Origin of the sequence: Clostridium sp. BJN0013 (assembly GCF_040939125.1) — a bacterium.
Classification (GTDB): Bacteria; Bacillota; Clostridia; order Clostridiales; family Clostridiaceae; genus Clostridium_B.
In genome coordinates this window covers 698,662-715,778 of the sequence record NZ_CP162495.1, presented here as the reverse complement: position 1 = coordinate 715,778, position 17,117 = coordinate 698,662, and the positions used below count along the sequence as shown (strand labels likewise).

General features: G+C 30.1%; 16 protein-coding genes and 1 other annotated feature. Of the genes, 5 read left to right on the top strand and 11 right to left on the bottom strand.

Annotated elements, in window-relative coordinates; all coding sequences use genetic code 11:
- The first annotated feature begins 83 nt into the window (after positions 1 to 83).
- Positions 84 to 800 carry a 2,3,4,5-tetrahydropyridine-2,6-dicarboxylate N-acetyltransferase gene (gene dapD, locus AB3K27_RS03870; protein ID WP_368489933.1) on the top strand — a complete coding sequence of 239 codons (717 nt, stop codon included), beginning with the start codon at positions 84 to 86 and terminating at the stop codon, positions 798 to 800.
- A 48-nt stretch (positions 801 to 848) separates the two neighbouring features.
- Here the strand turns inward: dapD and AB3K27_RS03865 are convergent, their stop codons facing one another.
- From AB3K27_RS03865 to pdaB, 3 genes are all read right to left on the bottom strand, one after another.
- Entirely contained in the window at positions 849 to 1,592 is a 744-nt protein-coding gene (locus tag AB3K27_RS03865) for a single-stranded DNA-binding protein (protein ID WP_368491162.1), read from the bottom strand.
- Positions 1,593 to 1,689: 97 nt separating this feature from the next.
- Positions 1,690 to 2,178 (bottom strand): hypothetical protein, encoded by a 489-nt coding sequence (locus tag AB3K27_RS03860; protein ID WP_368489932.1) that lies wholly within the window; start codon positions 2,176 to 2,178, stop codon positions 1,690 to 1,692.
- Between the two features lie 205 nt (positions 2,179 to 2,383).
- A complete protein-coding gene (pdaB, locus tag AB3K27_RS03855; protein WP_368489931.1) occupies positions 2,384 to 3,136 on the bottom strand; it encodes a polysaccharide deacetylase family sporulation protein PdaB in 753 nt (250 codons plus the stop codon).
- A 171-nt stretch (positions 3,137 to 3,307) separates the two neighbouring features.
- Here pdaB and AB3K27_RS03850 point away from each other — a divergent pair, with 171 nt between their 5' ends.
- Entirely contained in the window at positions 3,308 to 3,832 is a 525-nt protein-coding gene (locus AB3K27_RS03850) for a DUF4364 family protein (protein ID WP_368489930.1), read from the top strand.
- Between the two features lie 5 nt (positions 3,833 to 3,837).
- On the opposite strand, the gene AB3K27_RS03845 is transcribed toward AB3K27_RS03850, so the two are convergent.
- Positions 3,838 to 4,725, bottom strand: a complete 888-nt coding sequence (locus tag AB3K27_RS03845; protein ID WP_368489929.1) for a YncE family protein — start codon at positions 4,723 to 4,725, stop codon at positions 3,838 to 3,840.
- A 137-nt stretch (positions 4,726 to 4,862) separates the two neighbouring features.
- Here AB3K27_RS03845 and AB3K27_RS03840 point away from each other — a divergent pair, with 137 nt between their 5' ends.
- Positions 4,863 to 5,111, top strand: coding sequence for a TIGR03905 family TSCPD domain-containing protein (locus AB3K27_RS03840; RefSeq protein WP_368489928.1), 249 nt, complete (start codon positions 4,863 to 4,865; stop codon positions 5,109 to 5,111).
- 163 nt (positions 5,112 to 5,274) lie between these two features.
- Here the strand turns inward: AB3K27_RS03840 and AB3K27_RS03835 are convergent, their stop codons facing one another.
- The 6 genes from AB3K27_RS03835 to AB3K27_RS03810 all read right to left on the bottom strand — a co-directional run bounded on the left by AB3K27_RS03835 (position 5,275) and on the right by AB3K27_RS03810 (position 13,242).
- On the bottom strand, positions 5,275 to 6,603 hold the full coding sequence (locus tag AB3K27_RS03835; RefSeq protein ID WP_368489927.1) for a folylpolyglutamate synthase/dihydrofolate synthase family protein: 1,329 nt from the start codon (positions 6,601 to 6,603) through the stop codon (positions 5,275 to 5,277).
- A gap of 18 nt (positions 6,604 to 6,621) precedes the next feature.
- A complete protein-coding gene (locus tag AB3K27_RS03830; protein ID WP_368489926.1) occupies positions 6,622 to 9,270 on the bottom strand; it encodes a valine--tRNA ligase in 2,649 nt (882 codons plus the stop codon).
- 241 nt (positions 9,271 to 9,511) lie between these two features.
- Positions 9,512 to 9,726: a binding site (T-box leader), on the bottom strand.
- Positions 9,727 to 9,816: 90 nt separating this feature from the next.
- On the bottom strand, positions 9,817 to 9,996 hold the full coding sequence (locus tag AB3K27_RS03825) for a hypothetical protein (RefSeq protein WP_368489925.1): 180 nt from the start codon (positions 9,994 to 9,996) through the stop codon (positions 9,817 to 9,819).
- Positions 9,997 to 10,172: 176 nt separating this feature from the next.
- Positions 10,173 to 10,955 (bottom strand): ABC transporter substrate-binding protein, encoded by a 783-nt coding sequence (locus tag AB3K27_RS03820; RefSeq protein ID WP_368489924.1) that lies wholly within the window; start codon positions 10,953 to 10,955, stop codon positions 10,173 to 10,175.
- A 442-nt stretch (positions 10,956 to 11,397) separates the two neighbouring features.
- Positions 11,398 to 12,780: an MATE family efflux transporter gene (locus AB3K27_RS03815; protein WP_368489923.1), complete on the bottom strand. Its 1,383-nt coding sequence runs from the start codon at positions 12,778 to 12,780 to the stop codon at positions 11,398 to 11,400.
- A 3-nt stretch (positions 12,781 to 12,783) separates the two neighbouring features.
- Positions 12,784 to 13,242 (bottom strand): MarR family winged helix-turn-helix transcriptional regulator, encoded by a 459-nt coding sequence (locus tag AB3K27_RS03810; RefSeq protein WP_368489922.1) that lies wholly within the window; start codon positions 13,240 to 13,242, stop codon positions 12,784 to 12,786.
- 777 nt (positions 13,243 to 14,019) lie between these two features.
- On the opposite strand from AB3K27_RS03810, the gene AB3K27_RS03805 reads away from it, so the two are divergent.
- Positions 14,020 to 14,916, top strand: a complete 897-nt coding sequence (locus AB3K27_RS03805; protein WP_368489921.1) for an MBL fold metallo-hydrolase — start codon at positions 14,020 to 14,022, stop codon at positions 14,914 to 14,916.
- A 418-nt stretch (positions 14,917 to 15,334) separates the two neighbouring features.
- Here the strand turns inward: AB3K27_RS03805 and AB3K27_RS03800 are convergent, their stop codons facing one another.
- Entirely contained in the window at positions 15,335 to 16,681 is a 1,347-nt protein-coding gene (locus AB3K27_RS03800) for an MBL fold metallo-hydrolase (protein ID WP_368489920.1), read from the bottom strand.
- A gap of 175 nt (positions 16,682 to 16,856) precedes the next feature.
- Here AB3K27_RS03800 and AB3K27_RS03795 point away from each other — a divergent pair, with 175 nt between their 5' ends.
- The gene (locus AB3K27_RS03795) at positions 16,857 to 17,111 is read left to right on the top strand and encodes an ABC transporter substrate-binding protein (RefSeq protein ID WP_368489919.1); all 255 of its coding nucleotides are present in this window, start codon (positions 16,857 to 16,859) and stop codon (positions 17,109 to 17,111) included.
- Positions 17,112 to 17,117 lie beyond the last annotated feature (6 nt).

The following is a 17,117-nucleotide window of genomic DNA, read 5'->3' as shown; positions in this document are numbered from 1 at the left end:
TTATAATTTGTTTAAAAAACTGAAAATACAACAATCCCCATGAAAATTGATTATAGATTAAAAATGAAAGGATGATTTAATTTATGGAAACAAAATATGATCTTACAGACCCTTATCAGATAGCTAAATACATAAAAGAAGCTAAAAAATCTACTCCCCTTAAAGTTTACCTTCAAGGCAATATATCAAGCTGTAATCTGAAAAACATAGAATGTTATGGCAGCAATAATTTTTATGTTCTTTTTGGAGAGAGTACAGATATATGTAAATTTGTGGATGAAAACAGAAATAAAATTGAACAATTTAGAATAGAACAAGATAGAAGAAATTCTGCTATCCCACTTATAGATTTAATAAACATAGATGCCAGAATAGAACCTGGTGCTATAATACGGGATAAAGTAAAAATAGGTAAAAATGCAGTTATTATGATGGGAGCGGTAATAAACATAGGTGCAGAAATAGGGGAAGGTACCATGATAGATATGAATGCCGTTGTGGGTGCCAGAGGAAAATTGGGCAAAAATGTTCATCTAGGTGCCGGTGCCGTAGTGGCAGGAGTTCTAGAACCACCTAGTAAATCACCTTGCGAAATAGGTGATGATGTACTTATAGGTGCTAATTCCGTTATTCTAGAGGGAGTTAAGGTTGGAAAAGGCTCTGTAATTGCGGCAGGCTCAATAGTAATAGAAGATGTACCAGACGGAGTTGTAGCCGGAGGTACTCCCGCAAGAATACTAAAATCTGTGGATGATATGACAAAAGGTAAGACTAAAATTTTAGCAGATTTAAGAAAATAAATATTTAAACAGGGATGAATCTTTCATCCCTGAAAATAAACACAAATTTTAACATATACGTTTATCTTCTACATTTTCATTTAAATTTTCTTCCCCTTCCCCATTTTTTTCACAATTTTCCTCATCTTCATGGGAAAAGTTTTCTTTTTCTTCCACAGTTTCATGATCTTTATCTTTGTTTACCTTTTCCATCTTCGATATAGAAACTTCGTAGGCTACTTTTTTTATTGTTTCCGTATCGGATATTTTTTTCTGATACTCCCTACTCTGTAATCTTCCCCATATTCTTATATTGTCGCTAACTTTTAATGATTTGCAGAATCTAGAATTTCTTCCCCAAGCAATAGTAGGTATGTAATCAGATTTATTATAGGCTCTATTTACAGCTAACAACATATCTGAAATTTCCCTACCAAAAGGAGTTGTCCTATAAACCGGTTCTTTACATATGAATCCATCAAGAAAAATTTGATTTGGGTTTTTACTTTTTTCAATGCACAGCTCTATATTCCTAGCAAATACAGTTAATATTAATCTATTTCCTCCATCTACAAATTTATTGTAGGATCTCAATTGTCCCTCTACTATAATTTCCGTTCCTACCTTTATATCCATTCCTTCTATAAGCCTTTCTGAAATAGTAATAAATAATATATCTTTACTTTCACTTAACCTTGGAACTTCAATATTAAAAGTATAAAAACCTTCTCCATACATTTCATGGCTAAATTGTAGTTCCGAAATCACCTTACCTTCAAGATAAATTTTATTATTTAACATTAAATTGTCCATCATAAACCCCTCTTTCCCTTAGTTTTAAATATATCATTACCATATAAGTATTCATTAAAAAACAAAAATATACTTTAAATACTTAAAATATTTAAATTTAAACATTAAGTATTTTATTTTTAAATAAAGCATTATTGTAAGATCCTTCCATCAAGCCTATGGTTATAGCTATCATAGAAGCATAAAGTTCTTCTATGTCTTTTAGAATAACATTTACTGGAATTTCCTGTGCCTCTACAACTTTTCCTCTGCACATAATATCTCTTTGAAGACAATATACAAAACCACTATTATAATCCAAACTAGATATAGTAACTGTATTTTTACTTCCCAATCCATAAGTTATAATATATCCACATATATCCACATTACTTTTTTCTCTATTTATTAAATCCATATTTACAAAACAATATCCGCTATTTAAAATCTTAAATTCTTCATTTATAGAATTTAAGATTATATATTCCACCTTTTTGTTATCATTATCATTTATAAAAATATTATAGCTTACATTGATTTTATCAAATAGATTCATTAAGTAAGTTGTGAATTTGTAGCTACTTCCTATAATTTTTACAGATTTCATATTTATTGCCCCCTGTCAAAATATATACTGGTTTAAAATTATTTTAAACAGGATATACTTTTTTATACTAAGGTATGCAAAATACATGTGGAGCAAAAGATTAGAAATTTATTTTACTTAATGTTCTATATTTGTTGATTTTCCTCATTGCCATTATAATACATATTTATTCTATTTTTCAATAATAGTTATAATATAAATCAAATTAATTACTTATTTGTTTTCCTTCATTATCTAATCTATAATTATCTTTATAAATTAAATCTCCCACTTTAACAAACTTATATCCCTCTTCACTCAATTTTTTTATTATCCTAGGTAAATTTTCCGGGGTGTACTTAGCTGTATTATGAAATAATATTATGGAGCCTGGTTTTATGTTCTTTATTACTCTGTTATATTCAATATCTGCCCCTTGTTCCCTCCAGTCTATACTGTCTACATCCCATTGAATACAATAATATCCTGACTTTTCTACTGTATTTATAACACTGTCATTATACGCCCCCTCAGGACATCTAAATAATTTTGTTCCAGAAGCTATGATATTTCTTATTTTAGCTTCATTTATATTTATATCTTCTATAATTTTTTCCTCTGATATTTTAGTCATATTAGGGTGTCTGTCGGAATGATTACCTATTTCATGTCCTCTTTCATGTATCTGCTTCAATTTATCAGGATTTCTATCTATCCAATCCCCTACTACAAAAAATGTAGCTTTAATATTATATTTATCTAGTATATTTAATATATCTTCAATATACTCATCTCCTAAACTCACATCAAAAGTTATAGCAACCTTTTTTTCTTTTGTATCAACACAGTAAATAGGAATCTTTTTGTTTGTATTTATAAAAGTTCCCCTATATCTATAATTTGTAAATACAGATATTAAAATAGCTATAAACAGCAATAAAGTTGACATAAATATCTTTTTTATAAGTCTTGCTTTCAATTTTCTTCCTCCTATATATATTTATTTTCATAACTTTATATAGTATTCTATATTAATAAATATTACAGGAATATAAAAATTTATTGTTTAACATGTTAATTATGTTGAAATACTTTATGTTATAATATATATAATTATAGTATTTCGAATTTATATGGAGAGGATTTTATAATGTTTGAAGATACTTTGGAACTAGCAGAAAACAAATTATTATTACTTTATATATTTAAAAAAATCAAACTCCCTATTTCAGATAATGATATAACTGAAATTATATTAGAGAATGATTTTATAAATTATTTCACTATGAAACAATATTTAAATGAACTTTTATCTTCTAATTTTATCAGTTATATAGATAAAGCTAATAATCATAATCTAGTAATTACTAAAAAGGGGCTAAAAGTACTATGTTTATTTAAAAACAGAATTTCAAAAGACAAACTGGATATTATAAACCATTATTTGGAGAAACAGAGCAAAAACATAAAAGAACACCTTGCAATAAATACCCACGTTTTAAAAGACAAAAATAATTTTATTGTAGACTTAAAGATATCAGAGAATGATTCTATATTAATGGAAATAAAACTAAATGTAGATTCCGATAAAAAAGCAGAAAAATTGTGCAAAAAATGGGAAAAAAATTTTTCAGAACTTTATCAGAAAATTGTGGAATCTCTTATGGAAAATTAAAAATTCTAATTTATAATCATACCTGTAGGTTCCCCTCCTATAGGTATATATTTTTTACTTTCATCTCTTATATTTAATTTTATAAGTAAACTATTATAATTGTCTCCTATATATAAGTTATCTTTATACTTTACTATATTTCTCGGCATACCTCCTACAATTATTCTCTTTTTTTCTTTATAGTTATTTATATCTAAAATACTTATGGTTCCATCGCCAAAATTAGATACAAAGCCATACCTGCTATTACAATAAATATCTATAGGAGAATTTCCCACAATAATTCTATTTATAATTTTATAATTTTTCAAAGATAAAATAGCTATACTGCCCTTAAATTCCGAACCTATATTACTCTCACATATTAAAATATGTTGTCCATCCACTGTAAATACGGCCTTAGTGGGATAGCAGCCTACTCTTATATTTTTCACATATCCTCTATTTTCACAATCTATCAAGGTTATGCTGTCATCTTTCATATTGGCTATTAATAATAGTTTTCTTTCCTTGTTTAAACATATACTATAGGGAAGATTTCCACAGGGTATACGTTCAACTACTCTCTTCAATTTTAAGTCAAATATTAGTACACTATTCAAATCTCCACATATTATATAAACATTATTACCATAGACTACTGCATCATTACAGCACTCTCCTATATAATAACTTTCTTCTTGAACTTCATTTTTTGTATCTATTATAGTTATGGCATTATTATATCTATTTGCAGTTATAATCTTGTCATTTCCCATACATATGCCTTGAGGTCCAACTCTATAAATCATATCATTAGACTTTAAATATATTTTCTTTTCTTCATGAAAATCATCCAAGTTAACCTTCGATACAAAATCAGAAGAAGTGCTACATACATAAAGATAGTCCAATACCATCACCCCCTACAAATATAATATGAGTATGAATCAAAATGGGTAATAGCAATACCAAATTATTTTCTTGTATAAGTAATTTATATTTTATATAATTATTCTATAAAGTAATTCTATAAGAATAGGGTGATGAAATGTACAGTTATATAACAAAAGAAGTATGTTCAAGACAAATAAATTTTGATATATCTAATAATAAAATTAAAAATGCAAATTTTATAGGAGGATGTAATGGTAACCTTCAAGGAATATCCCGATTAGTGGAGGGAATGGATTTAAATGAAGCCATAACAAAACTACAGGGTATTTCTTGCAACGGAAAAGGTACTTCCTGTCCTGATCAACTGGCAACTGCACTTAAAGAATTTATTGTGATAAATTAGTAATTATTGGAAAAATCACTCGGGGGCACAGCAGTATTCATCCCCACCTTAAAGAAAGTAGACACATTAGCTAATTCCAACTTTCAGATAAAAATAAAAAACATATTTTCCAGTATGAAAATATGTTTTTACTTACACAATTACTATGATTATATAATGAAAATTATTTGATAATCTTTCTCATATCCCCCACCACATACAACGAACCACACACCAGAATTAAATCCTCTTTACTGCAATAAGAAAGTGCTTTTCTATAGGCTTCCTCATAATCATCAAAATCTTCACAATTAGAATTATACTTTTCTATTATAGTTTTCAGTTTATTGGCTTTCTCTCCTCTTTTATCTTTAGGAGTAACTGCTATAACTCTTTCTGCAATAGGCACAATGGTCTTTACCATTGTATCCACTTCTTTATCTGCCAGTATACCAAGTATTAAAATCATATGATTATACTGAAAATAGCTGCATAGATTTTTCTTAAGCATTGAAATCCCCTGTATGTTGTGGGCTCCATCTATTACTACCAATGGATTTTTACCCATAACTTCAAGTCTTCCCTTCCAGCTTACATTGCCTAATGCTCTTGATATTACAGATTTATCCATCAAAATGCCATATCTAGATAATTGCTCTAAAGTAAATAAAGCTACAGCACAATTTAACAGTTGATGTTTACCTAAAAGAGATAACTTAATATCATAATTAGATTTCTTGGTATATACTTTAATGTGCTGCATGTATTCTCTGCTTTTATTATTAATTTTATTTTCGCCCATAAAATGACAACAATTTAAAGGAACTCTTATAAGTTCACTACCCTTTTCCTGACATATCTTTGATATAACTTTCTCAACGGATTCTGGCTGAGGATAAAGTATAACGGGAATACCTTTTTTGATTATTCCCGCTTTTTCATAAGCTATTTTTTCTAGAGTATCTCCCAGTATATTCATATGATCATAACTTATGGAAGCAATTACACTTGCCATAACTCCCCCTTGATACTCTTTGGAAAAAGGAAGCATAACATTGGTGGAATCAAATCTTCCTCCCAATCCTACTTCAATTACTGCTATCTGCACTTTTTTCTCCCAAAAATAATAAAACATAGCACAGGTAATTATTTCAAATTCCGTAGGATTATCATAGCCAAGTTCTAAAACTCTATCTACAACTTTTGATACTTTGGTAACTACTCTGCTTAAATCATCATGAGATATATTTTGCCCGTTTATTTGAATTCTTTCTTCAAATTCCTCCAAATAAGGAGAAGTATACATACCTACCTTAAATCCGGACTCCATTAATATCTTGCTAATCATCACTGTAATAGAGCCCTTTCCATTGGTTCCTGCCACATGTATAGTTCTTATTTTTTTATGTGGATTATCCAAAAGTTCCAGTATTTTTTCCGTTCTTTCAAGACCTAAATTCACCCCAAATTTAGCAATATTGTTTATATACTGCAATGTGTCTTCATAATTCATATTGCCACATCCTATATTTTATTTTAGGCTTTCTAATCTTTCCATTACAGTTTTAAGTATTTCTCTATATTTATCCCCTTTTTCTCTTTCTCCATCCACGACGGATTTTGGTGCCTTTGAGACAAATTTTTCATTTGAAAGCTTATTATCCACTCTTTTTATTTCCTTTTCCAACTTTTCTTTTTCCTTATTAAGTCTTGCAATTTCTTTATCCCTATCCACTAGATCTAAAAGTGGAATAAATAATTCAGCTCCCCTGGTCACTGCAGATACTACATTTTCAGGAGCTTCATTCTTATCCTCTAAAAATTCAATTTCACTGGCAGAGGCTAATTTTTTAAAGTATTCTTCTCCATTTTTAAAGGTATCCAGTGCATTTTTTTCTGTTATATATACTAATAACTTTGCCTTCTTGGAAAGGGGAACATTCATTTCTGTTCTCACATTTCTAATTGCTTTAATGGACTCTATAATATATTCCATATCCTTTTCTACTTTTAAATCTTTAAGCTCTTCATTGTACTCTGGCCATGGCGAAATAGTTATGGATTCGCAATCCGTATAAAGATGAGAATATATTTCCTCCGTTATAAAAGGCATTATAGGATGAAGCAACTGTAATGAAACAATAAGTACCTTATTCAATACATTGTATGCAACACCCCTCTCTTTTTCATCTCCACCGTACATAACCGGTTTAACAAGTTCTATATACCAGTCACAGAATTCACCCCAGATAAAATCATATATTTTTTGCGCGGCTATTCCAAGTTCAAACTTCTCTATGTTATCCGTTACTTCCTTTACCAGGGTATTTAATCTGGAAAGTATCCATTTATCTGCATCACTATACTCCCTGCATGCTTTGTACTTATCCATTATATTTTCATCTAAATTCATAAGTACAAATCTTGAAGCATTCCATATTTTATTGGCAAAATTTCTAGCAGACTCTACCCTTTCTGGATAATATCTTATATCATTTCCTGGTGCATTTCCTGTAATAAGTGCAAATCTAAGTGCATCTGCCCCATACTCATCTATTACTTCTATTGGATCTACACCATTTCCAAGGGATTTAGACATTTTTCTTCCTTCTGAATCTCTTACAATTCCATGTATCAATACATTTTCAAAAGGAATATCATCCATACAATACAATCCAGAAAATATCATACGCGCTACCCAGAAAAATATTATATCGTATCCTGTAACTAAAGTATTATTAGGATAAAAACACTTTAAATCCTCTGTATTTTCAGGCCATCCCAATGTGGAAAAAGGCCACAATGCAGAACTAAACCAGGTATCCAATACATCCTTATCCTGTTCTATATTACTGGAATTACATTTGGTACATTTTGAAGGATCAGTATCACTTACTATAACTTCTCCACAGTCTTTGCAGTACCAGACTGGAATTCTATGCCCCCACCAAAGCTGCCTGGATATACACCAATCCTGAATATTTTCCATCCAGTTAAAATAAGTCTTTTCAAATCTTTCAGGTATAAATTTAACTTTCTTATTTTTTACTACATCAATAGCTGGTTTTGCAAGAGACTCCATCTTTACAAACCACTGCTTCGAGAGCATAGGTTCAATGGTGGTCTCACATCTGTCATGACATCCTACATTATGTACATGCTCCTTTACTTTTACCAAAAATCCCTGCTCTTCTAAATCCTCTACCAATAATTTTCTAGCTTCATATCTATCAAGCCCATCATATTTGGTTCCAGGAAGTTTTACAGTTCCATTTTCATTTAATACTATAATTTCAGGCAGATTATGTCTTTTACCTACATAATAGTCATTAGGATCGTGTGCTGGAGTTATTTTTACTGCCCCTGTACCAAATTCCATATCTACATAATCATCAGAAACTATTGGTATCTCTCTATTTAAAATTGGGAGCAGGGCAGTTTTTCCTACTAAATGTTTATATCTCTCATCTTTAGGGTTTACCGCAATAGCTGTATCCCCAAACATGGTCTCTGGCCTTGTAGTTGCTATTTCCAAATACTCGTTACTGCCAACTACTTTATATCTTATATGCCAAAAATGACCCTGCTGTTCACTGTACTCAATTTCCGCATCGGATATGGCAGTATGACATTTAGGACACCAGTTTATTATTCTATTTCCCTGATATATAAGTCCTTCTTCATATAATTTTACAAAGAACTTTCTAACAGCTTTATTCAACCCCTCATCCATAGTAAATCTTTCTCTTGTGAAATCCACAGAACAACCTAATTTTTTCATCTGCTCCCTTATTCTGGCTCTATATTCATCAGTCCATTCCCAGGTTTTTTCAAGAAAAACCTCTCTTCCTATTTCCTTTTTTACAATTCCATCTTTTAAAAGTTCTTTTTCTACTTTCACTTCCGTGGCTATACTGGCATGGTCCTCTCCTGGAACCCATAATGTATTATACCCCTGCATTCTTTTAGTTCTTATTATTATATCTTGGATGGTATCATCCAGCGCATGACCTAAATGTAATTTTCCCGTAATATTTGGAGGTGGGATCACTATTGTATAGGACTTTTTGCCGTGTTCTGCTTCAGGTGTAAAATATCCTTTTTCCTGCCAAATATTATAAAGTCTTTCTTCAAATGCTTTGGGATCATAGGTAGTTGCCATTTCTTTTTTTTCTGACATTAAATTTCCTCCTTTTGTAATCAAGTGATTCTTAAGTTCATGTGGAGTTTGCTCATAAATAATGCTTTTCTCCATCTGAAACTTATTAACAGTATTCTTAGTGTCTTTAGCACTTAGAATACGTTATCCTTTAGGAGAAGAACTTATCCAGGCGCGTAGCAGTGCTTATCCCCCGCTTTGAAGAAATTTAGGGGTATTAGCAAAGGTAGGATATTATTTTACGATAAAAAGCCCCCATCCTATAAAGGACGGAGGTCCGCGTTACCACCTTTTTTCCCGTAAAAACTACAGGCCCTTAAAAAATAACGATTAAGAAACCGTCTTTACCTACTGAATATTTCAGCAAAGAGACTCTAAAGCTACCTTGGAGATAATTCATATAGAAAACCTCTCAACTAATAAGTTCTCCTCTCTTTATACTCTATTATCTCTACTCCTCTTTTTCACAGTCATTAAATTTGATTTAATTTTATATATTTTTATTATAACCTTAATTTTTAGGCTGTCAAGAAATTTTATAAATGAAAACCCAATATACCTGTATTACTAGTCATTTCTTTTATTTTTCAATTCACTTAAAATATTATCTATCTTTCTATCCATATCTTTATTTCTATTAATAAAATTTTTAAAGCCTTTTATTAATTTATATACGCCTATTATAATTGCAAACAGCACTAAAAAATTGACAATTGTAAGAATAACTGTTATATAATCAATTTCCATAAAAATCATCCTTTCCCTGACTAAATGGTCTTAATATATTTAATATATTTCTGTGAAAAAATAAAAAAAACCTCCATAAAGTAAACAATTTATCACTTTAATTGTTTACTCTACAGAGAGTATATTACTTATTAGAATACTTTTCAATCTTAAAACTTATACCTTAATTTACTGCTTTATTTAATAGCTTCTTTTGCAAAAGAATTATTAACTATCTTATCAAAAGGTGGTCTTTCGGGTATTAAATCAGATTTATAGGACTGTATTATGTCCATAAGTCTATTTAAATTTTCTTCTTCTATAACAGGAGTATCTGCATAGGCATCTATATCTCTATAATTTTTTACTACAGATTTTAATATATCTTCATCAGTTCCAGGAAAAAATGATTTTATAGATTGAGCTACTTCCTCATCACTGTGCTCTTTAACCCACATTTGCCCTTGATAAATTGCCTTAGTAAATCTTTGTATGATTTCAGGATTTTTTGATATATAGGATTTTGTAGCAAAATAACATGTATATGGAATGGCACCTGCAGATTTACCTATGGAAGCTGCTATATAACCATTTTTATCTTTCTGGAGCATACTAGCCGTTGGTTCAAAAAGGGCTACATAGTCTCCTGTATTTGCTTTAAATGCACCAGCTGTAGCAGTATAAGCTAGATTTGTTATTATATTTACATCTTTTCCAGGTTGTACACCATGATTTTTAAGTACATACTCTAATGTCATCTCTGGAACTCCCCCAGGTCTTCCTCCAATTATGGTTTTTCCTTTTACAGATTCCCATTTAAAATCTTTTTCTTCATTTCTTCCAACCAAAAAAGAACCATCCGTGGAAGTTAACTGTGCAAAAATTACAGGAAAATCTTCTCGTTTTTGATTATATATATATATGGTCTGTTCAGGACCGCAAAATCCTATATCGCAACTGCCACTAAGTACCTGCTGCATGGTTTTATCTGCTACCTATACAAAAACACAAACCATAGATAGACCATAATTATGACTGTCTTTCAAATTTAAATCCAATATAAAATCATACATCTTTTTTAGAAAAATATCTTTATTATACTCTATAGAAAGTTCAAGCTCTAGTTTTTCTGCTTCAAATTGAATTTACTGTAAATAAAGTAAGCTCATTTAAGATCCCCCTCTAACTACATCTCTTTTGCAGAACATTCATTCTAATTCATTGCTATAGTAATGCCATAAAATTGCTAATATATCCACAGTATCCTACTTATACTTTTCCAAATGATCACTTTAGGTACCATTTTAAGGTCTCTGAAATAGTTGGTCTATAATTAATTTTCACTTCTAAAACTATTATCAAAGGCAAAATATCTATTATCATTATCAACTAAGGAAAAATTGCTACACACAAGGATATTATTTATTGAGAATTGACTCTTTTCAAGTTAACATTTTGAGACATATCATTTTCATTTATGTATTTCACTTCCAAGAATATAACGATTGCGGTTATGAGCGCTGATAGAATATCTGCAATAGGTGGAGTTCTCCATACACCTTCAGTACCCCAAAAACGTGGTAATATCAGCAATAGAGGAATCAATAACAGCAACTGTCTGGATAGTCCCAGGATCGTGGATTGAATTGGCTTTCCAATTGCCTGAAAATATTGAGAGCAAACAATTTGAAAACCTGCTACAGGAAACATAAAAAAATAGACTGACATTGCATGAGCAGTTAGTCTGGTTAACTCTATATTATTATTGTTAAATATGTCAGCAATTTGAGTGGACCATAAATGTACCACTGCAGTGCTGACTACTGCAATAATTGTACCCACAATTACTGCCTTTTTCAAAGTCTCTTTTACTCTATTAAATTGCTGAGCACCATAATTAAAGCCGATGATAGGCTGGGCACCTTGACTAATACCAAGAATAGGCATAAACATTAAAGTGGCTATGCTTCCAATAATGCCCATAGCTGATAATGCCATATCCCCACTATAAGTCATTAGTGATTTATTCAGAATGACATTTTGTAAACTGTTGGCTAATTGCATAGAAAAAGATGCAAATCCAATACACATAATACTAAAGACTAAACTCCTCTTCAATTTGAGATTTTTTAACCGTATTTTGAGAAGACTAGATCCCCAGAGAAAATAACTTAAGACCCAAATTGCTGAAAATGTTTGACCACAGACGGTTGCCAGTGCAGATCCTTTAATTCCAAGGCCTAATTTTATGACGAAAATATAATTCAAGACTATATTAATTACCGTTCCAATTACCTGGGTATACATAGACATTCTAGGATTACCTTCAGCTCTGATAAAATTGACCATTCCCATACTTAGAGAGCCAAATGCTGATGCCAGCATTATAATATGTGTAAATTCTTTAGCATAAGGTAGAACCTCAGCACTGGCCCCAAAAAAAGTTAAAATAGGATTGCTAAAAAGGAAATAAATAATGCTGATACATATTGGCAGTAAGATCAACAATAATGTAGCATTGCCGATGATTTTTTCAGCTTCTTCCGACTTTTTCTCTCCCAAGCGAATAGAGATCAGTGATGTAGCACCAACACCAATTAGCACAGATACTGCCATAAGAATAAGCATGATTGGAAGGGCTACGGTTGTGGCCGCAATTGCAACTGAACCAACCCCATGCCCTACAAATATTCGGTCAATAATGTTATACAGAGAATTTATCAGCATAGCAATCACGGCCGGCCAGGAAAACTTCCATAACAGACTATTAATTTTACCATCTCTAAGTTCATTTGTATTATTCACTTTTTAATTCACCTTCTTAATTTTTTGCATGAATTCGACAGCATATCTGAGGCTACTAATAAATTTTAACAACTCATTAGGATCTGCATTACTTAGGATTTCATTCATACGCTGAGTAGAGTTTCTCATCATAGCTTCCATTTCTACTTTCCCAGCATTTGTAAGCGATATCAAGGTTTTTCGACGGTCATTAAGATCCTTACAGCGAGTAACCAGACCGAACTCCTCTAATTGATCAATCAAGGTGGTTAAGCTACCTTTTTCCATATTTAGTTTCTTTGCAATTTCGGTTGCAGTAAGAGTCTGATGCCGATAAAGGAAACCAATGATCATAATATGATTCTTTTTAACCCCTAGATAACGTGGGCTTTCTTTACGAAATTGACAAAGAAATTTTTCATGGAATAAACCTATGGTTTTAAACAACAAGTCATGCAATTCTCGCAATTTTTCGTATCTCATACATATCACCTTCAATAAGATTAGAATTCTTACCTTAAGAATACTAACTTATTTTATAACTCTATTTTTCATTTGTCAAGTTAAAAAAAGGGATGATTTTATGCATCACTTAATGTTGTAGTTTTATTGAGTTTGTACTTAACAAATAAAGTTACAAAGTGTACTATCCAGTTACCGGAATTTAAACCCGCATTTCTTGGGCTTGAAGACAATGCTTTGTTAACTTCTTTCAATTCGTCATCAGTGAAAATAACATATTTATTTAGGTGGACTAGAAATATCCTTTAATCTTTTCAATCCAGATTTGTTATATCTATGGAGATATCTTCTAATTATTGAGTCAGATTGATGAACCAGCTTAGCTACTTTTATACTTGAGTAACCTTTAAAAAAGTGTAGAATTACAAATAAGTGAAGTAGCCTAATTTTCATTCTTACGTCTTTTTCAGTTTTATATGATTGTTTTAACATGACATGCTAACTTAACTTCAAGCTTTTTACTCATACTACAATATTATCTCTAAAATTGTATTTTTCTAGTATGTGTGCTTTGGAGAATTTTTAGTAGTTATCTGTTAATGAAATTTATATAAATTTAATAAAATAAAATTTTGAATAAAAATATTTAAACTTGATATAATATTTTTTTAGTTTTATAATTTAACTGTGAATATTCACATATTAATTATGTTGGTAGTTATAAAAGGGTATACTTTAGAGAAAGGAGGCAAAAATTTGGTGATTTTGTATTTTTAATACGATTGCTAAATATATTATATGGTAATAAAAAAAATAAAAGGAAATACATTTTGTATTGATACAGGAATGACATATATACCTTTCTATAAAATTAATAATAAAGAAATTATTATGCTGGATTCAGGGCTTGCTGGGGAAGAGACTGAGGGAATAGAAAAACTTTTAGAAAGACATAATTTAAAATTAGCCGCTATAATATGTAGTCATGCTCACGTAGATCATGTGGGCAATAATGCGTATTTTAAAGAAAAATATAATTGTATTATTGCTATGCCGGAATATGAAGCTTTTATCTGTAGTTCTATAGATAATTTGAAATTTTATTACGGATATCAAACATTATCTGACCTTAAGGAAAATTTCGGAAATATGGTATGTAAAACGGATGTTATGATTTTGGACAATCAGGACTATATATGTGTATATGGCATTAAATTTAAAATTATTCATACACCGGGACATAGTCCTGCACATATATGTATTGTTACTCCTGATGATGTAGTATATTTAGGAGATAGTCTTATAAGTTATGAAGTTATGGAAGGGGCTAAAATGCCCTATACCTATACTATAAGTAAAGATTTAAAAAGTAAAACAAAGCTTTATAATTTTAAATATGAAAAATACATAGTGGCACATAAAGGTATTTATAGCAATATTACAAAGCTTATAGAAGATAATGTGAATTTTTATAGAAATATAGCAGCCAAGATATATAATGTTATAAATGGGTCGATAACAATGGAGACCATTGTAAAAAGTGTTATTGAGAATTTTGATATTAGTATAAGTGGTATATGTAAATATATCATAATGGAAAGAATAGTAAGATCTTATGTGGAGTATTTAGATGAAATGAAAATGATAAAATTAAACATAGAGGATGGATTTATTAAGTACTCTAAAGTTTTATAAAATTTTTATGCTTGAATTTTATCTAAAGTCAAAATCAATTGATGGTTTTAAAGTACATATTATGTTTTTTACAAAATTTATTTGTGAAGTAAATTACTTATATTTAATTGAGAATAAATATGTATTAACATTAGATTATAAATAAAAGATATTTATGGGCTGGTATGTACATAGTTGTTTTGTTATAATCAAATTCTATATGTTATTAGAATATATCAAAATAAAAATGTGAAGCTTATCAAGCCTGAATTGGTAAAAGACATGATAAGCCTCGCCCATAAATTTAGATTATAAATCATATAGCAACAATCATTTTGAACAAACTAAGTGCTTAGAACAGTTTAGTTTTTTATTTTCCCTTTTATTAAGTAAGTACTGTTAGTTTAAATATTATAATTTGATACTTTCTATACTTTAATTATACTTCTACAAATTTACTTGCATCAACGTTACATATAGGGCAGTTTGCAGGAGGAGTATCACCCTCTGCTACAAAACCGCAGACAGTACATTTCCATTTCTTTGCGGATTTAGTCTTTGGGGCTTCTAATACTTCGTTTGAATTTTGATTAACTTTTTCCGCAAAATTTTTTCCGAATTTATAAGCAGAATTTAACTCATCTTCAGATGGTTTAAAATTTATCCTAAGTCCAGGAGTCAATAAATTCATTTTTAGTTGCTGTAGTCTGGCTTCAATATTTCTTACAGCTTCGCCACTCCATCCGTAAGAGCCAAAGGCAGCAGCCACTTTACCACCGTGTACTATAGGATTTAAAGAAACCAATATGTCAAGGATTGGTTTTAAGGCATCGCCGTTAATAGTTGGAGAACCAAATAAAATACCATCTGCTTTTCCTATATTTTCAATTATTTCATTCATATTACTATAGATTACATTATAAGGTTGTATTTTAAAATCTCCATAAGCTCTTATTCCTTCAATTATTTTATTTGCAAGAGATTCAGTGTATCCATAAGCAGATACGTAAGGTATTACTATATATTTTTTTTCATTTGGTTTTGAAGGTGTACTCCACTGTTTATATAAATTTACTATTCTCAAAGGATCTTTTCTTAAAACAGGACCGTGGCCTGGGCAGATGATATCAATTTTCAAATCTTTAATTTTGTCAATTGCCTCAAGTACATAAGGTTTGAAAGGGCCCATTATACCATCGAAGTAATATTTTAAAGCATCCATATAGCCTTTTTCATCTGTATTTAAATCATTGAATACCTTTGGACTACAGTAATGTGCACCAAAAGAATCACAGGTAATTAATATATTATCTTCCGGAATGTAAGTATATATGGAGTCAGGCCAGTGAAGAAATGGTGCAGAAATAAACTGTAGGGTTTTATTTCCAAGATTTAAAGTGTCTCCATCTTTTACCACAATAGAGTCAAATTTTTTATTTGATATAGCTTTCATAAATCTAATCGCAGCAGCAGAACCTACAAGTTTTGCATTAGGTGAAAGCTCTAATAATTTTGCTATGGATCCTGAATGATCTGGTTCTGTGTGGTCAACTATTATGTAATCTATATTTTTTACATCTACATTTGCCGAAGTTAATCTTTCTAAAAATTCATCAAAGAATCTTTTTTTTGCAGTTTCAAATACAGCAGTTTTTTCCCTTCCTTTTACTACATAAGAATTATAAGTAGTTCCATAAGGTGTATTCATTATTATATCAAATATTCTGAGATCTGGGTCTAAAGCTCCTATCCAATAAATATCTTTTTTTATTTCTAAAGCATTCATATTACTTACCCCCTATTTATTATTAATAAATAATTATTATTTGTATGATAATATTATAGTATATATTCTTATTAAAATCAACTAAAATACAATAATTGTTTATGAAAAATTATTTTAACATAACTATAATAACCTACATATTATAAATTAATATTAAAATTGTTTTGGAGGATATATGATAAAGAAAAAACTGTATCTTGGATCTATTTTATTGTGTCTTGTATTTATAGTGACTGTTTTTACTGGGTGTAGTGGCAGTAAAAAAGGTAATAAATCCACAGTTACTATAAAATTAAACGAGGTGGCTAGATCTACATTTTATGCACCTATGTATGTAGCAATAAATCAAGGATTTTTTGAAGAGCAGGGTATAGATATAGAACTTACAACAGGACAAGGGGCTGATGCAACCATTACAAAAACACAATAAGACGCA